Genomic DNA, 14,660 nt, shown 5'->3' with positions numbered 1-14,660 from the left:
CTTCGTTAAGGTTATAAATCAGGCGATAGAACGTTCTCTATGCTGGCTAACATAATGGAGTGGGGTCATGCCATAGAAATCTTTAAATACAGAAATAAAGTAAGACGTACTGTTGTAGCCACAGGACTGTGACACCTGTGAGATATTTTTACCATCCATCATTAATTCATTTACGGCATAACGCATCCGGCAGGTGGTTATTATTTGGCTATAACTGGTGTTTTCGCTTTTCAGCTTTTTCTTTAACAAACTTGGGCTAAGGCATAAACAACTGGCTACCATACTAAGATTCCAGTCTTTATGGATATCGCTTTCAATGATTTGATAAACGCTGTCGCTAACACAATTACGTAACATATGCATTAGCAGTGAAAGGAATTTTTTACTGTCGAGAAAACGAGATAGTACAGTGAATAATAATGCACGTGTTCGTTCCTTTTCCGACTCTGTTTCAGCGGGCATTATGCTGTGTTGCGCAGCGACGCGAAACACCTCTGGTGTCAGGCATGACAGGGAAATAAAAGGCGTGGCGCTACGCTGCCAGACCGGTATTTTCGAGAGATCTTTATTCAGAAAACGGAGATAATCTTTGATGATGTCGAGGCTAATATACGCAACCAAAGTGTTATTCAGAGAGGAGACGTCGATAATATTGTTTTCACAACTTAATAACGTTATATGGTTAGCTTTCAAACTTATAGGTTCTTTCCCATTCACTCTTAGCCAGACATCTTTTTCAGTTAATAAAACTATACAAGGTTGGTTGCTGCAAATCCTCATACATGTACTCCTGAAATGCAAAGAAAATAGTGGATCTCGCCAACATAGAGAGATACCGGGGACTGGTTATATAATTGTATGACGAATCAAAACATGCATAAAAATAACGTGTTTTGCTAATATTACAAATTTTTATAGTAATTTCTCATGTACAAAAATTTTTACAGAGTGAAGAAGTGTAAATAACAAACAAAAAAAGCGCGGGGTGGGACCGCGCAAAAAGTATGACATTTTTGTTTGCAGCAATTTTTATGAAAACGTTGCCATACTCAAAAGGCCTCAGGCCAGGCGGCGTAATGTTATTTAAACAATTACGCCTTCAGCGGAATAGTGGTTACGCTTTCACACACATTACGTGGTAAATACCGTCAATAATTTCGGTGCCTTCCGTTTCGTGTTCAAAACTAGGGAAATGATGATCCCAGGATTGCAGTGAGCGTAAATAGCTTACTTGTGGGCTGTTTTTATCGCCAAAGTTTTCACCGGAAAGCAGCATTGGGATCCCGGGCGGATATGGGATGACTGAGTTCGCCGCAATACGTCCCGGCAGGTTTTCAATGGATACCAGTTCAACGTTGTTATCGACAATTGCGTTGTATGCTTCGCGCGGAGTGATTTCTGCCACCGGCAGGCCGGAATAGGCTTCGTTCAATCGTGCGCCAGGATTGTTTTCTTTCAGCCAGGCAAACATTTTGTCGCCCAGATCGTGAATACCCATGTTCGCATAAGTGTCAGGATATTGTTCAACAAGTTCCGGCATTACCTGAGCCAGCGGGGTGTTAGCGTCGTAGTGGCGTTTGAAGGAACAGAGGGTGTTAGCCAGCGTTCCCCATTTCCCACGGGTTACGCCCATTGAGAACAGGAACATAATCTGGAAGTCGGTGGTACGGGTGGGCACAATGCCGTGGCGACCCAGCCATGCGGTAACCAGTGCTGCCGGAACACCGGTTTCTTCCAGTTCACCGTCTTCACCCATCCCCGGAGCGAGGATGCTGACTTTAATCGGGTCAAGCATACTCCAGTTATCCGGAATATCTTTGAAGCCGTGCCAGCTTTCGCCCGGATGCATTACCCAGCAGTCCTGAACGGTGGTCAGCAGTTTGTGCGGTGCGTCGGCAAAGTCATAGGTTTTGCCGGTTTCCGGATCGGTAACCACTTCTTTATTCCACGGCTTAAAGAACCAACTACCTTCGTCAGCAAACTCTTTATACAACCGTGCCATTGCCTGGCGGAAATCGACCGCTTCGTCGATCACTTCCTGAGTCAGCGACAGGCCGCTGTTGCCGTCCATCATTGATACAGCCACATCGTTTGACGCGCAGATGGCATATAGCGGGGAAGTGGTGGCATGCATCATGTATGCCTGATTAAAGCGGGAGAAGTTAATCGCGCCGCGGCCTTCACGTACATGAATATAAGACGCCTGCGACAGTGCATTCAGCAGTTTATGAGTGGAGTGGGTGGCGAAAACGGTAGGACCGCTGTGATCACCCGGCTCACCGCGCATCGCGTAGTGATCGGCATAGATCGGATTAAAACGTGCGTAACCGTACCAGGCTTCGTCGAAGTGCAGACGATCGGCGGTTTTTTCCAGCAGATCCTGCGCGTCTTTGGCGTTATAGCATACGCCGTCATAGGTGCAGTTGGTTACCACGCAGTAAGAGGGTTTTTGCCCGACTTTGTCTTTGGTCAGCGGGCTTTCGCTGATTTTCTTCTGCAAGGTTTCAGGCTGCATTTCCTGCGGATAGATTGGCCCGATAATGCCGTAGCGGTTGCGGCTTGGCACCATGTATACCGGTTTCGCGCCAGTCAGCATTAAACCTTGTTCGATGGATTTGTGGCAGTTACGGTCAACAACAACCACGTCGTTATCTGTCATGCAGGCTTGCATGATGGTGCGGTTAGACCCTGAAGTGCCGACGACGACTGACCAGGAGTGGTCGGCACCAAATACGCGCGCGGCATATTTTTCGCTTTCGCCAAATGCGCCAGTATGGTCAAGTAAAGAACCGAGGGAAGTTCGTTCGATGCCCATGTCGGTGCGGAACAGGTTTTCACCATAGTAGTCATGGTAGAAACGTCCGGCGGGGGTTTTAGTGAAGCCAACACCGCCCTGGTGACCTGGCGCGGCCCAGGAGTACTCATGGATGTCGCTATATTTCATCAGCGCGCTGAACAGTGGCGGCAATAGCTGTTGGCGGTAGCGGGACATCGCTGCGATGGCGCGTCCGGCGATAAAGTCAGCGGTATCTTCCAGAATCCAGGCGAATTCATCGACAAGCTCCAGCAGATCGCGATCCAGCGCGGCGATTGATTTTTCCCGGTCGCCTAACAGGAATACCGGCACATTTTGCTGACGCTCATGAAGCTTACCGATCAATTCTCTGACATTTTGGTGTTCGTCCGGATGCTCCATTTGATAACTGAACATCAGACAATCAATGGCTTCATTTGAAGAGAGAATGGCAAAGCCATCATCAAAGGAGGTGGATTTAATCACGGTAACATTTTGTTGGCTCAAGGCATTTGCCAGACGCTCAACGGCGCTACCGACCCAGGTGTCCTGATGTAGAAACTCGCTTTCAACAATTAATACTTTCATCATTGCTTACCCGGTTGTGAAGGAATCTTCGCTGCGGGCAAGTATCTTCCGGGCATTTCAGGCTGTAAAGTGATTGAAAAACAAGCGTTTTTAAAATTTTTATATTATAAACAAAAGTTTAAATTAATTTTTTAATTAATTTTCAATGTTTATTATCGACAGCTAAATTATTTTTTTGGCTGATACTGATATCGTTTTTAGCCGGGAAGCATCTGGCGGCGTTGTTGGCTAAGTTTTCGGTATTGTTGCGGCGACATGCCGACATATTTGCCGAACGTGCTGTAAAAACGACTACTCGAACGAAAGCCTGCCGTCAGTGCAATATCGAGAATACTTTTATCGGTATCGCTCAGTAATGCGCGAACGTGGTTGATGCGCATCGCAGTAATGTACTGTTTCATCGTCAACTGCATGACCCGCTGAAATATCCCCATTGCATAATTGGCATTAAGTTTGACGTGCTCGGCCACATCGTTGATGGTCAGCGCCTGATCATAGTTATCCGCAATAAAGCCCAGCATCTGGCTGACATAAAACTGCGCATGGCGCGAGACGCTATTTTTGTGCGTGCGCGAAGTTTTATTGACCAGAATAGGCTCCCAGCCGGAGAGGCTAAATCGCTTGAGCATCAGGCCAATTTCATCAATGGCGAGCTGGCGGATTTGCTCGTTTGGGTTGTTCAACTCCTGCTGCCAGCGGCGTACTTCAAACGGACTAAGTTGCTGTGCCACCAGTGATTTAATCACCATGCCGTGAGTCACATGGTTTATAAGGTCTTTATCCAGTGGCCAGGAGAGAAACAAATGCATTGGCAGATTAAAAATTGCCATGCTCTTGCAGGTTCCGGTATCGGTTAGCTGGTGCGGCGTACAGGCCCAGAACAGCGTGATATGGCCTTGATTGATACTTACGTGTTCATTGTTGATCAGGTATTCCACATCGCCATCGAAAGGCACATTTACCTCAACCTGACCATGCCAGTGGCTGGAGGTCATGACATGCGGCGCGCGAAATTCAATTTCCATCCGCTGATATTCCGAGTATAGCGACAGCGGGCTGCGGGTCTGCTTTTCATCACTGCTGCACATAAATGTGTCTGTATTCATCGATAGCCCTCTTTCCTGGATTATCAGAATCATGGCAGAAGTTGGCAGGGGTGACTGCGAATGACGACACAAAACGTAAAGAGAGAGGAATGGACAGGGCTTTATAAGGGCTAATTACTCTGTTTTTTAGGCAATTTATTCCCGAAAACTCAGATTTACTGCTAAGCAACCCAGGATCTGAGTTTTTGGGAATGCTCAACGGGGAAGCCGGAGGTTTTCTGCGAAATCGCCTGCCATGATGAAATCATTCAAGCAAGCCAGGAGACCTGAATGATGTCTGCACCCAAAATTACTTTTATCGGCGCTGGTTCGACGATTTTCGTTAAAAATATTCTTGGTGATGTGTTTCATCGCGAGGCGCTGAAAACGGCGCATATTGCCCTGATGGATATCGATCCCACCCGCCTGGAAGAGTCGCACATTGTGGTGCGTAAGCTGATGGATTCAGCAGGAGCCAGCGGCAAAATTACCTGTCATACCCAACAGAAAGAAGCCTTACAGGATGCTGATTTCGTGGTGGTGGCATTTCAGATTGGCGGTTATGAACCCTGTACGGTCACCGATTTTGAGGTTTGTAAGCGTCACGGTCTGGAACAAACTATTGCCGACACGTTGGGGCCGGGCGGCATTATGCGCGCGCTGCGTACCATTCCGCATCTGTGGCAGATTTGTGAGGACATGACGGAAGTGTGCCCCGACGCCACCATGCTGAACTACGTTAACCCGATGGCGATGAATACCTGGGCAATGTATGCCCGCTATCCGCATATCAAACAGGTAGGGTTGTGCCATTCGGTGCAGGGAACGGCGGAAGAACTGGCGCGCGATCTCAATATCGATCCCGCTACACTGCGTTATCGTTGTGCAGGTATCAACCATATGGCGTTCTACCTGGAGCTGGAGCGCAAAACCGCAGACGGCAGTTACGTGAATCTCTATCCGGAACTGCTGGCAGCCTATGATGCGGGCCAGGCACCGAAGCCGAATATTCATGGTAATCCCCGCTGCCAGAATATTGTGCGCTATGAAATGTTCAAAAAGCTGGGCTACTTCGTCACGGAATCATCAGAACACTTTGCTGAATATACGCCGTGGTTTATTAAGCCAGGCCGTGAGGATTTGATTGAACGTTATAAAGTGCCGCTGGATGAGTACCCGAAACGCTGCGTTGAGCAACTGGCGAACTGGCATAAAGAGCTGGAGGAGTATAAGAATGCGTCCCGGATTGATATTAAACCGTCGCGGGAATATGCCAGCACAATCATGAACGCTATCTGGACCGGTGAACCGAGTGTGATTTATGGCAACGTTCGTAACGATGGCCTGATTGATAACCTGCCGCAAGGATGTTGCGTGGAAGTCGCCTGTCTGGTTGATGCTAATGGCATTCAGCCGACTAAAGTCGGTACGCTACCTTCGCATCTGGCAGCACTGATGCAAACCAATATCAACGTACAAACGCTGCTGACGGAAGCGATTCTCACGGAAAATCGTGACCGTGTTTACCACGCCGCGATGATGGATCCGCACACCGCCGCTGTGCTGAGCATTGACGAAATTTATGCTCTTGTTGACGACCTGATTACCGCCCACGGCAACTGGCTACCCGGTTGGTTGCACCGCTAATACGCTACTGCGCCGGGGTATGTCTTCCGGCGCACACCTCTGACGATACCAATAACAGAAGGCGGGCGTTGGTAACAGCGACCCGATACCCTATGAGCATTTCAATGACGACAAAACTTAGTTATGGATTTGGAGCGTTCGGGAAGGATTTTGCGATCGGCATTGTGTATATGTACCTGATGTATTACTACACCGATGTTGTCGGGCTGTCGGTTGGTTTGATTGGTACTTTGTTTCTGGTGGCGAGGATCTGGGATGCTATTAACGATCCGATTATGGGGTGGATTGTAAATGCTACGCGATCGCGATGGGGTAAGTTTAAGCCCTGGATCCTGATCGGTACGTTGGCTAACTCTGTAATCTTATTTCTTCTCTTTAGCGCGCATCTGTTTGAAGGTACTACTCAGATTGTCTTTGTTTGCGTGACCTACATTCTTTGGGGCATGACTTACACCATCATGGATATTCCCTTCTGGTCACTGGTTCCAACCATAACCCTCGATAAACGTGAGCGAGAACAACTGGTTCCTTATCCGCGCTTTTTTGCCAGTCTGGCGGGTTTTGTTACGGCAGGTGTGACGCTGCCATTTGTTAATTATGTCGGCGGCGGCGATCGGGGATTTGGCTTTCAGATGTTCACACTGGTGCTGATTGCGTTTTTTATTGTGTCGACCATCATCACTCTGCGTAATGTGCATGAAGTCTTTTCGTCAGATAATCAATCGTCTGTCGGAGAAAAACACCTGACACTAAAAGCCATCATTGCGCTTATTTATAAAAACGATCAGCTTTCCTGCCTGTTGGGAATGGCTCTTGCTTATAATATTGCCAGCAACATTATCACCGGCTTTGCTATCTATTATTTCTCGTATGTTATCGGTGATGCGGATCTGTTTCCCTATTACCTGTCGTATGCGGGAGCAGCTAACCTGGTGACGTTAGTGTTCTTCCCGCGTTTAGTTAAATCATTATCCCGACGTATTTTATGGGCCGGAGCCTCTATTCTTCCGGTATTAAGCTGTGGTGTTCTTCTGTTGATGGCATTAGTGGGCTATCACAACGTCGCTCTTATTGTGATAGCCGGTATTTTGCTGAATGTGGGGACGGCGCTGTTCTGGGTATTACAGGTCATCATGGTGGCAGATACCGTTGACTACGGTGAATATAAATTGCACATCCGCTGTGAGAGCATTGCTTATTCCGTGCAGACGATGGTGGTGAAGGGCGGTTCGGCATTTGCGGCTTTTTTCATTGCAGTTGTGTTGGGGATGATTGGCTATGTCCCGAATGTTGAACAGTCTACGCAAGCCATATTAGGTATGCAGTTTATTATGATTGCTCTACCTGCTCTGTTCTTCATGGTCACGCTGATTCTCTACTTCCGTTTCTATCGCCTCAATGGCGACACGCTGCGCAGGATCCAGATCCATCTGCTGGATAAATATCGTAAAGTGCCCCCCGTACCTGTTCATGCTGATATTCCGGTCGGTGCAGTGAGCGATGTGAAAGCCTGACGGACGTTGGCAATAGCGAATGAAAACATTGCCTGATGCGACGCTGGCGCGTCTTATCAGGCCTACAATAAGAAATTCAATTGATTGAATTTGCACATTTTGTAGGCAGAATAAGGCGTTTACGCCGCATCCGGCATAAACAAAACGCAGGTTGTCATCCGGTTATCAAGCCATAGCGCCGTAACTGGTGGCAGTGAAAGCGAGCGAGGAATATCACCGCGGTTAATGCGCCCAGCAGCGCACAGAACATATCGGATTGCGTATCCCACTGGTCGCCCTGGGTGCCGAGAAAATCATCCGCGCCCTGGCCCATCGCCAACGCTGCCCACCACTCAACCAATTCATACATTGCGCTTATCGCCAGCGCCACGCAGCAGACCAGAAACGCTACCATTTTACGTCCGCGCACGTACATCCCACGCACAAGGATCTCTCGCGCCACCAGTGCAGGCACCAGCCCCTGAAAAAAGTGCCCCAGCTTGTCATACGGATTACGACTCAGCCCCAGCCATTCCTGCACTTCAAAACCGATGGGAACTTTTGCGTAGGTATACTGACCGCCAACCATCAGGATGATGGCGTGAAAGAAAATCAGCGTATAGAGCAAGGGCGTTAATGGATAACGTCTGGCGGTGGCAAGCAGCAACGGTACGACAATAATCACTGGCGTCACTTCCATCAACCAGGTCAGTTTGTCATGAGCCGAAATGCCGGTGTAAATCAGGATGAATGTTAGCGCCAACGCGCCAGTGTTAAGAATTAACGGCTTGAGTGTGCGGAGCATGGTGAGTTCGCAAGTCAGGGAAAATACTGACTATTCACCAGTAAGCGTGAAATTACAATCGCAAAAGAGGTGGCCCGGGGGGATCACCTGGCAGTATACCGCCAGGCGCCGGGCCGAAGAGGTTACTTAGTGCAGTTCGCGCACTGTTGATTGACGATCTGCTGGAAGAAGTCGTTGCCCTTGTCATCGACCAGGATAAACGCCGGGAAATCTTCCACTTCGATTTTCCAGATAGCTTCCATACCCAGCTCCGGATAGGCAACACATTCCAGATGCTTAATGCTCTGCTGTGCCAGCACTGCCGCCGGGCCGCCAATGCTGCCGAGGTAGAAGCCGCCGTGTTTATGACAAGCGTCGGTGACCTGCTGACTGCGGTTACCTTTCGCCAGCATGATCATGCTGCCGCCGTGGGATTGCAGCAGATCCACATAGGAGTCCATACGTCCTGCGGTAGTTGGGCCAAGTGAACCGGAAGGATAACCAGCAGGCGTTTTGGCCGGACCTGCGTAGTAGATCGGGTGATCTTTGATGTACTGCGGCAGTTCTTTACCGGCGTCGATCAGTTCTTTCAGCTTAGCGTGCGCAATATCGCGACCAACGATAATCGTGCCGGTGAGCGACAAACGGGTGGAAACCGGATACTGCGAAAGCTGGGCGAGGATCTCTTTCATCGGACGGTTAAGGTCGACTTTCACCGCTTCGCCTTCACCTGCCTGACGTAGCTCTTCCGGAATGTACTGGCCTGGGTTGTGCTCCAGTTTTTCTATCCAGATACCTTCGCGGTTGATTTTTGCTTTGATGTTACGGTCAGCGGAGCAGGAGACGCCCATACCTACCGGGCAGGATGCGCCGTGACGCGGCAGACGGATCACGCGGATGTCGTGGGCGAAGTATTTACCGCCAAACTGCGCGCCGAGGCCGAGCTTCTGGGCCTCTTCCAGTAGTTCCTGTTCAAGCTGGACATCGCGGAATGCCTGACCGTGTTCGTTCCCTTCCGTCGGCAGTTCATCGTAATAGTGAGCACTTGCTAACTTAACGGTTTTCAGGTTGGTTTCAGCGGAAGTTCCACCAATCACAAATGCGATATGGTACGGCGGGCAGGCTGCGGTGCCGAGGGTGCGCATTTTCTCAACGAGGAAGTTTTTCAGTTTGCCGGGGGTTAGCAGGGCTTTCGTTTCCTGGTAGAGATACGTTTTGTTGGCAGAGCCGCCACCTTTGGCAACGCAGAGGAATTTGTACTCGTCGCCATCTACTGCGTACAGGTCGATTTGCGCAGGCAGGTTAGTGCCGGTGTTAACCTCTTTGTACATATCCAGCGGCGCGTTCTGTGAATAGCGCAGGTTATCTTCGATATAGGTGTTATAGACACCTTTTGACAGGGCTTCTTCATCACCGCCGCCGGTCCATACGCGCTGACCTTTTTTACCGACAATGATCGCGGTGCCGGTATCCTGGCAGGTCGGCAGCACGCCTTTGGCAGCGATTTCAGAGTTTCTCAAGAATTGCAGCGCCACATACTTATCGTTTTCGCTGGCTTCTGGGTCGTTAAGAATAGACGCAACCTGTTTCTGGTGGGCCGGACGGAGCATGAAAGATGCGTCGTGGAAGGCTTGCTGCGCCAGCAGGGTCAGGGCTTCTGGTTCCACTTTCAGAATGGTTTCACCGTCAAATTCGGCAACGCTGACGTAATCGGAGGTGAGCAGATAATATTCGGTATTGTCTTTCCCCATCGGGAAAGATGCCTGGTAGATAAATGGTTTGTTTGACATAGCTTCCAGCCTGTAACTCTGTATTTGTTATACGAAAATGGCGTGCCGCACAGCGACGGGCAGCACGCATAGTGCAATTACAAGAACCCGTACATCGCGGCGAAGATCCAGCCAAAGACGCAGGATACGCTCACGCCAATCAACCCTGGCAGAATGAAGCTGTGGTTGATGACGAAGCGACCGATGTGGGTGGTTCCGGAACGGTCAAACTGAATCGCTGCCAGGTCGCTAGGATAGGTCGGCAGGATGTAATAACCGTAGCAAGCCGGTGCTGAAGCCACGATGTATGCCGGGTCAACGCCGATCGCCAGTGCAACCGGAACAATGGCTGCCAGCGCTGCGGCCTGGGAGTTCACAAACTTGGAGACCAGCAACAGAACAATGGCATAAGCCCACGGATACTCTTTCACCATTTCGCCCAGTACGCCCTGAATTTCAGACATATGCGCACCGAACATGGTTTCCGCCATCCACGCGATACCGTACACCGCCACGATGGCGATCATACCGGAACGGAAGACTTCGTTTTTTGAGATAGACGCGGGATTGGTTTTGGTCAGGATAATAATCAGCGCCCCGGTCAGCAGCATAAACATCTGAATAACCAGTACCATTGATAGCGGTTTGCCACCAAAAGATGGACGCAGGTCTGAATCAGCACCGAGAAGCGCGACCACGGCGATTGCCCCGAGGAAGATCCACATTGCCAGCCAGTTGCTTTTCGGCAGTTTTTTATCCAGCAGCGTAGCGGTATCACCGTAAACATACTCACGGTTTTCCGGTACAGAGATGAATTTCTGGAATTCTTCGTCTTTATCCAGATCTTTACCGCGGAACCAACTGAAGATACCGATCGCCAGGATTCCTAACAAGGTAGATGGGATGGTGATAGCGAGCAGGTCAAGGAATTCAAGATGACGACCGTCAAAGGTGACGTTACCCAGCATTGCGACGAGTGATACTACCGCAACGGACACCGGACTGGCGATAATTCCCATTTGCGCGCCGATAGAACTCGCCGCCATCGGGCGTTCCGGGCGAATGTTGTTCTTAATGGCGACGTCATAGATGATCGGTAGAATGGTGTAGACCACGTGGCCAGTACCGCAAAGAATGGTCAGTATACAGGTGACAAACGGCGCGACAATGGAGACATATTTCGGGTTGCGGCGCAGCAGTTTTTCGGCAATTTGCAGCATGACGTCAAGGCCGCCAGAGGCTTGCAAGGTCGCAGATGCCGCCACCACCGCGATGATGACCAGCATTACATCAACGGGGGGTTTACCCGGCTGAAGGTGGAAGACGAAGACCAGAATGACCAGGCCGATACCGCCTAATAACCCCAGCGCGATACCGCCCTTTCTGGCACCATAAAACAGACATATCAGTATTATGATAAGTTGGATAGTAAATAACATGTGTGAACCCTCGCGATAATCCCATTTAAATTCTTGTCGAATAGATCACAGTCACGTTCTGTTTTGGATGAACTGTTTTCAGAGCCTGACTAAATATCCGTTTGGTCGTTACTGGCTTGAGTAAATACTTCACAGTAAATATTGGCTGATTAAAACAGCAGAAAATTTATGCACTGTGATAAGTGACTTTTTCAGAGAGAAATACTCTCTGGCGATGGGTTTATCGTTTATGTTTTGCAGATGTTAATGACTTGTTTGTTTGCTATCTTGTTGATATTTATCAGTCTGTTTTTGTTCTACAGGAAGATGCCATTAAGTTTATAGATTATTCTGATCTACCTATTTGTGGGTAAAAATACACATAATGCAGGTAACATAATAGTTAATTAACTTTTGTTAGCGTTTTGAAATTAAAAACTCTATTTATCCGAAAGGATATTAATTTGCTGGACTGAAGAAGGGAAATTATATTTGATCTGGCACAAGTTTTACTGATAGGGGATGTAACTTGTGCCAGTGCTGGTTTGCGTTACTACAATAATTGTTACTTCCAGATAACGAATAACGCTTTATTGACAATATTGCTTCAGTAATGAGTAATGCTCTGCCTGAATACGGTAACGATAAACCGGACGACCAGTGACACCATAATGGATGCTGGTAACTAAGATGTGGCAATTCACCAGCCAGATCAAATATTTACGGCATGAAACGCGTGAGATGTTAACCTCGTTGGCCAACTCGTCGGTTGAAAACTCATAGTCCTGATGAGCGTCAATCCACTGGCACAGCGTGCGTAAAGTCTGTGGCGTTAAGCCTTTCGGCAGACGACGCGTATCCTGTTCGTTGGATGAACTGCCATGAATTAGCTGGTCCAGTTCCGCCTGGTCGTAATACTGCTGCTTCTCCAGCGCCATTTTCTTTTGTCGCCAGCCGGTGAGTGCCTCTTCAAAACGTGATGCCTGGAAGGGTTTGATCAGGTAATCAACGACGCCGTAATGCAGTGAATCTTTAATAGTTGCGGCATCGGCAGCGGAAGAGATGACAATCACATCGCTTTTGCAGTGAGCGTTGTGCAGGGCGGGCAGTAAATCGAGTCCATTCTCTTTTTGCATATAGATATCGAGTAATATCAGGTCGATGGAGGTGTCGCTGTTGAAGATAATCTCTTTGGCTTTCTCAAGCGTAGAGGCGGTGCCGCAGCACTGAAAGCCCGGTATCTGTGCGACATAGCGGCGATTTAGTTCCGCTACCATTGCGTCGTCATCGATAATTAATACATTAATCATTTGCTCGACCTCTCCCCATCCCAGGGTAATTGGACAAAAAATTGTGTGAAAATTCCGGGTTCTGATTCCACGGCAATGCTGCCGCCGAGATTTTCAACCTGTTGTTTGACAAGTGCCAGACCGATGCCTCGTTCGCTTCCTTTTGTCGAGACACCTTTGTCAAAAATGTGATCGATTTTATCGGGGGGAATCCCCGGCCCATCATCGTTAATTTCACAGTGCAGCAAGCCGTGACGGTAGTGTAACGTGACGCTGATTTCGCCACCAGGTTGCGGCCCTAATGCCTCCAGCGCGTTTTCTATCAGGTTTCCCAGCGTGGTAATTAGCGTCGCGACCTGATCTTCACTACCACTGTCTGGCAACTGGCTTTCACTGTTTAAAATCAGCGTATGGCCTAAATCGGTCGCACGGTTAATCTTGCTGATTAAAAAACCAGCGATAACCGGAGATTTGATCTTACCCAGCAGAGAGCCAATCTCTTCCTGATAGTTGTTGGCTGTTTTGAGAATGTAATCTTCCAACTGCTTATAACTCTTCAGATGCAATAATCCGAGAATCACGTGCAATTTGTTCATAAATTCGTGGGATCGTTCACGAAGGGCATCGGCATAGTTGACCAGACCGTCCAACCGTTGCATCAGCTTACGAACTTCTGTTTTGTCTCTGAAGGTAGAGATGGCTCCGATGATAATGCCATTACTGCGCACCGGAACGGTGTTGATCAGTAAGAGTCTGTCTTTAACGGTCACCTCTTCATCTCGTCGCGGCGTGCCGTCGCGTAACACTTCCGAGACATCAACTACCTGCGACCATGCCTGACTAAGTGTCGATAACTTTTCGTCATCCTGCGATTTGTGGTAGTTGAGCAGTTCTTGCGCGGCATCATTAATTAGTGTGACTTCGCCACGAGCGTCCACGGCAACGACGCCTTCCTTGATCGATTGCAGCATTGCCTGGCGTTGCTCAAACAGAGTAGAGATTTCGTAGGGTTCCAGGCCGAACAGGATGCGCTTAAGTACTTTGACCAGTATCCAGGTGCCCAGACCGCCAACCAGCACACCGAATAAAATTGACCAGATAATGCTCCAGCGGCTGTCATTGATCTGCTGTGTTACACGGCTTAACTCCAGACCAATCGCCACCACGCCGATCTGTTTATGATTTTCGTCGTAGACAGGGGTAAATACGCGTAAGGCTTGCGCCAGAAAACCGTGATTAATAGCAACATTTTCCTCGCCGTTCAAAGCTTTAAGGATGTCATCACCTTTAAATGGCTGACCAATTCGCGGGGCTTCAGGGTGTGAGTAGCGAAGACTTTGCATATCGGTAATGACAATAAACAGCAGATCGTTCCGTTTGCGTACATCTTCAGCGATGGCCTGGATACCGCTCTCCTGCGGTGTTTTTTGTAAGCCCTGGCGGATTTCCGGCGAGTCAGCAAGGGTTCGCGCCACAGCCAGCGCCTTGTTGGCTAGTCCGTCACGCGTCATATCGCTGATCTGCGAGAAGTAAATCAGATGCACTACCAGCAACACCGAGAACAGCACTGCGCTGACCATTAAGATCACCGTGGTACTGAGTTTCATCGGACGTTTGCGTAACATGCGGCAGGGCAGTGAATGTCTCATCAGCTTCCTTGTATGACAAATTTCCTAAGCATTATCCCTGATGATGCGGGTAATTCAAAGGGAGTAAGGGGGATTGGCTATTTGGAGCAGAGGAGCTGGTCATTGAAACTGCCAGTGTCGTCTGGCGATTCGGGAGCTATGCTT

At 48.9% G+C, this 14,660-nt stretch carries 10 protein-coding genes; 2 read left to right on the top strand and 8 right to left on the bottom strand.

The window, feature by feature from the left end:
* Positions 1-18 precede the first annotated feature (18 nt).
* The 3 genes from A9587_RS08945 to melR form a co-directional block, all read right to left on the bottom strand.
* Complete coding sequence (locus A9587_RS08945; protein ID WP_001217088.1) at positions 19-780, bottom strand: AraC family transcriptional regulator; 762 nt, start codon at positions 778-780, stop codon at positions 19-21.
* Between the two features lie 334 nt (positions 781-1,114).
* Positions 1,115-3,382 carry an arginine decarboxylase gene (adiA, locus tag A9587_RS08940; protein ID WP_105263473.1) on the bottom strand — a complete coding sequence of 756 codons (2,268 nt, stop codon included), beginning with the start codon at positions 3,380-3,382 and terminating at the stop codon, positions 1,115-1,117.
* Positions 3,383-3,579: 197 nt separating this feature from the next.
* Positions 3,580-4,488 (bottom strand): transcriptional regulator MelR, encoded by a 909-nt coding sequence (gene melR, locus A9587_RS08935; RefSeq protein ID WP_016249487.1) that lies wholly within the window; start codon positions 4,486-4,488, stop codon positions 3,580-3,582.
* 270 nt (positions 4,489-4,758) lie between these two features.
* On the opposite strand from melR, the gene melA reads away from it, so the two are divergent.
* Both melA and melB read left to right on the top strand, forming a co-directional pair.
* Positions 4,759-6,114 carry an alpha-galactosidase gene (gene melA / locus A9587_RS08930; RefSeq protein ID WP_000986613.1) on the top strand — a complete coding sequence of 452 codons (1,356 nt, stop codon included), beginning with the start codon at positions 4,759-4,761 and terminating at the stop codon, positions 6,112-6,114.
* A 92-nt stretch (positions 6,115-6,206) separates the two neighbouring features.
* A complete protein-coding gene (melB, locus tag A9587_RS08925) occupies positions 6,207-7,628 on the top strand; it encodes a melibiose:sodium transporter MelB (protein WP_000028086.1) in 1,422 nt (473 codons plus the stop codon).
* A 154-nt stretch (positions 7,629-7,782) separates the two neighbouring features.
* Here the strand turns inward: melB and A9587_RS08920 are convergent, their stop codons facing one another.
* From A9587_RS08920 to A9587_RS08895, 5 genes are all read right to left on the bottom strand, one after another.
* Positions 7,783-8,412: a DUF2238 domain-containing protein gene (locus A9587_RS08920; protein ID WP_001517602.1), complete on the bottom strand. Its 630-nt coding sequence runs from the start codon at positions 8,410-8,412 to the stop codon at positions 7,783-7,785.
* A gap of 122 nt (positions 8,413-8,534) precedes the next feature.
* Positions 8,535-10,181, bottom strand: coding sequence for a class I fumarate hydratase (gene fumB, locus A9587_RS08915; RefSeq protein WP_001517603.1), 1,647 nt, complete (start codon positions 10,179-10,181; stop codon positions 8,535-8,537).
* A gap of 77 nt (positions 10,182-10,258) precedes the next feature.
* Positions 10,259-11,599: an anaerobic C4-dicarboxylate transporter DcuB gene (dcuB, locus tag A9587_RS08910; RefSeq protein WP_000899515.1), complete on the bottom strand. Its 1,341-nt coding sequence runs from the start codon at positions 11,597-11,599 to the stop codon at positions 10,259-10,261.
* 569 nt (positions 11,600-12,168) lie between these two features.
* On the bottom strand, positions 12,169-12,888 hold the full coding sequence (gene dcuR, locus A9587_RS08900) for a two-component system response regulator DcuR (RefSeq protein WP_000611294.1): 720 nt from the start codon (positions 12,886-12,888) through the stop codon (positions 12,169-12,171).
* Positions 12,885-14,516, bottom strand: coding sequence for a sensor histidine kinase (locus A9587_RS08895; RefSeq protein WP_038355161.1), 1,632 nt, complete (start codon positions 14,514-14,516; stop codon positions 12,885-12,887). Before A9587_RS08895 ends, dcuR begins: the two co-directional genes overlap by 4 nt.
* Positions 14,517-14,660 lie beyond the last annotated feature (144 nt).

The organism is Escherichia sp. MOD1-EC6162 (assembly GCF_002965125.1).
Lineage (GTDB): Bacteria > Pseudomonadota > Gammaproteobacteria > Enterobacterales > Enterobacteriaceae > Escherichia > Escherichia marmotae.
Note: the sequence above shows the minus strand (reverse complement) of the source record. Positions and strands in the feature narration are given on the sequence as shown.

Bases quoted from the DNA above. Each gene is read 5' to 3' on its own strand.
- A9587_RS08895 (WP_038355161.1), bottom strand. From the start codon at position 14,516: ATGAGACATTCACTGCCCTGCCGCATGTTACGCAAACGTCCGATGAAA.
- adiA (WP_105263473.1), bottom strand. From the start codon at position 3,382: ATGAAAGTATTAATTGTTGAAAGCGAGTTTCTACATCAGGACACCTGG.
- melB (WP_000028086.1), top strand. From the start codon at position 6,207: ATGAGCATTTCAATGACGACAAAACTTAGTTATGGATTTGGAGCGTTC.
- dcuB (WP_000899515.1), bottom strand. From the start codon at position 11,599: ATGTTATTTACTATCCAACTTATCATAATACTGATATGTCTGTTTTAT.
- melR (WP_016249487.1), bottom strand. From the start codon at position 4,488: ATGAATACAGACACATTTATGTGCAGCAGTGATGAAAAGCAGACCCGC.
- melA (WP_000986613.1), top strand. From the start codon at position 4,759: ATGATGTCTGCACCCAAAATTACTTTTATCGGCGCTGGTTCGACGATT.
- fumB (WP_001517603.1), bottom strand. From the start codon at position 10,181: ATGTCAAACAAACCATTTATCTACCAGGCATCTTTCCCGATGGGGAAA.
- A9587_RS08920 (WP_001517602.1), bottom strand. From the start codon at position 8,412: ATGCTCCGCACACTCAAGCCGTTAATTCTTAACACTGGCGCGTTGGCG.
- A9587_RS08945 (WP_001217088.1), bottom strand. From the start codon at position 780: ATGAGGATTTGCAGCAACCAACCTTGTATAGTTTTATTAACTGAAAAA.
- dcuR (WP_000611294.1), bottom strand. From the start codon at position 12,888: ATGATTAATGTATTAATTATCGATGACGACGCAATGGTAGCGGAACTA.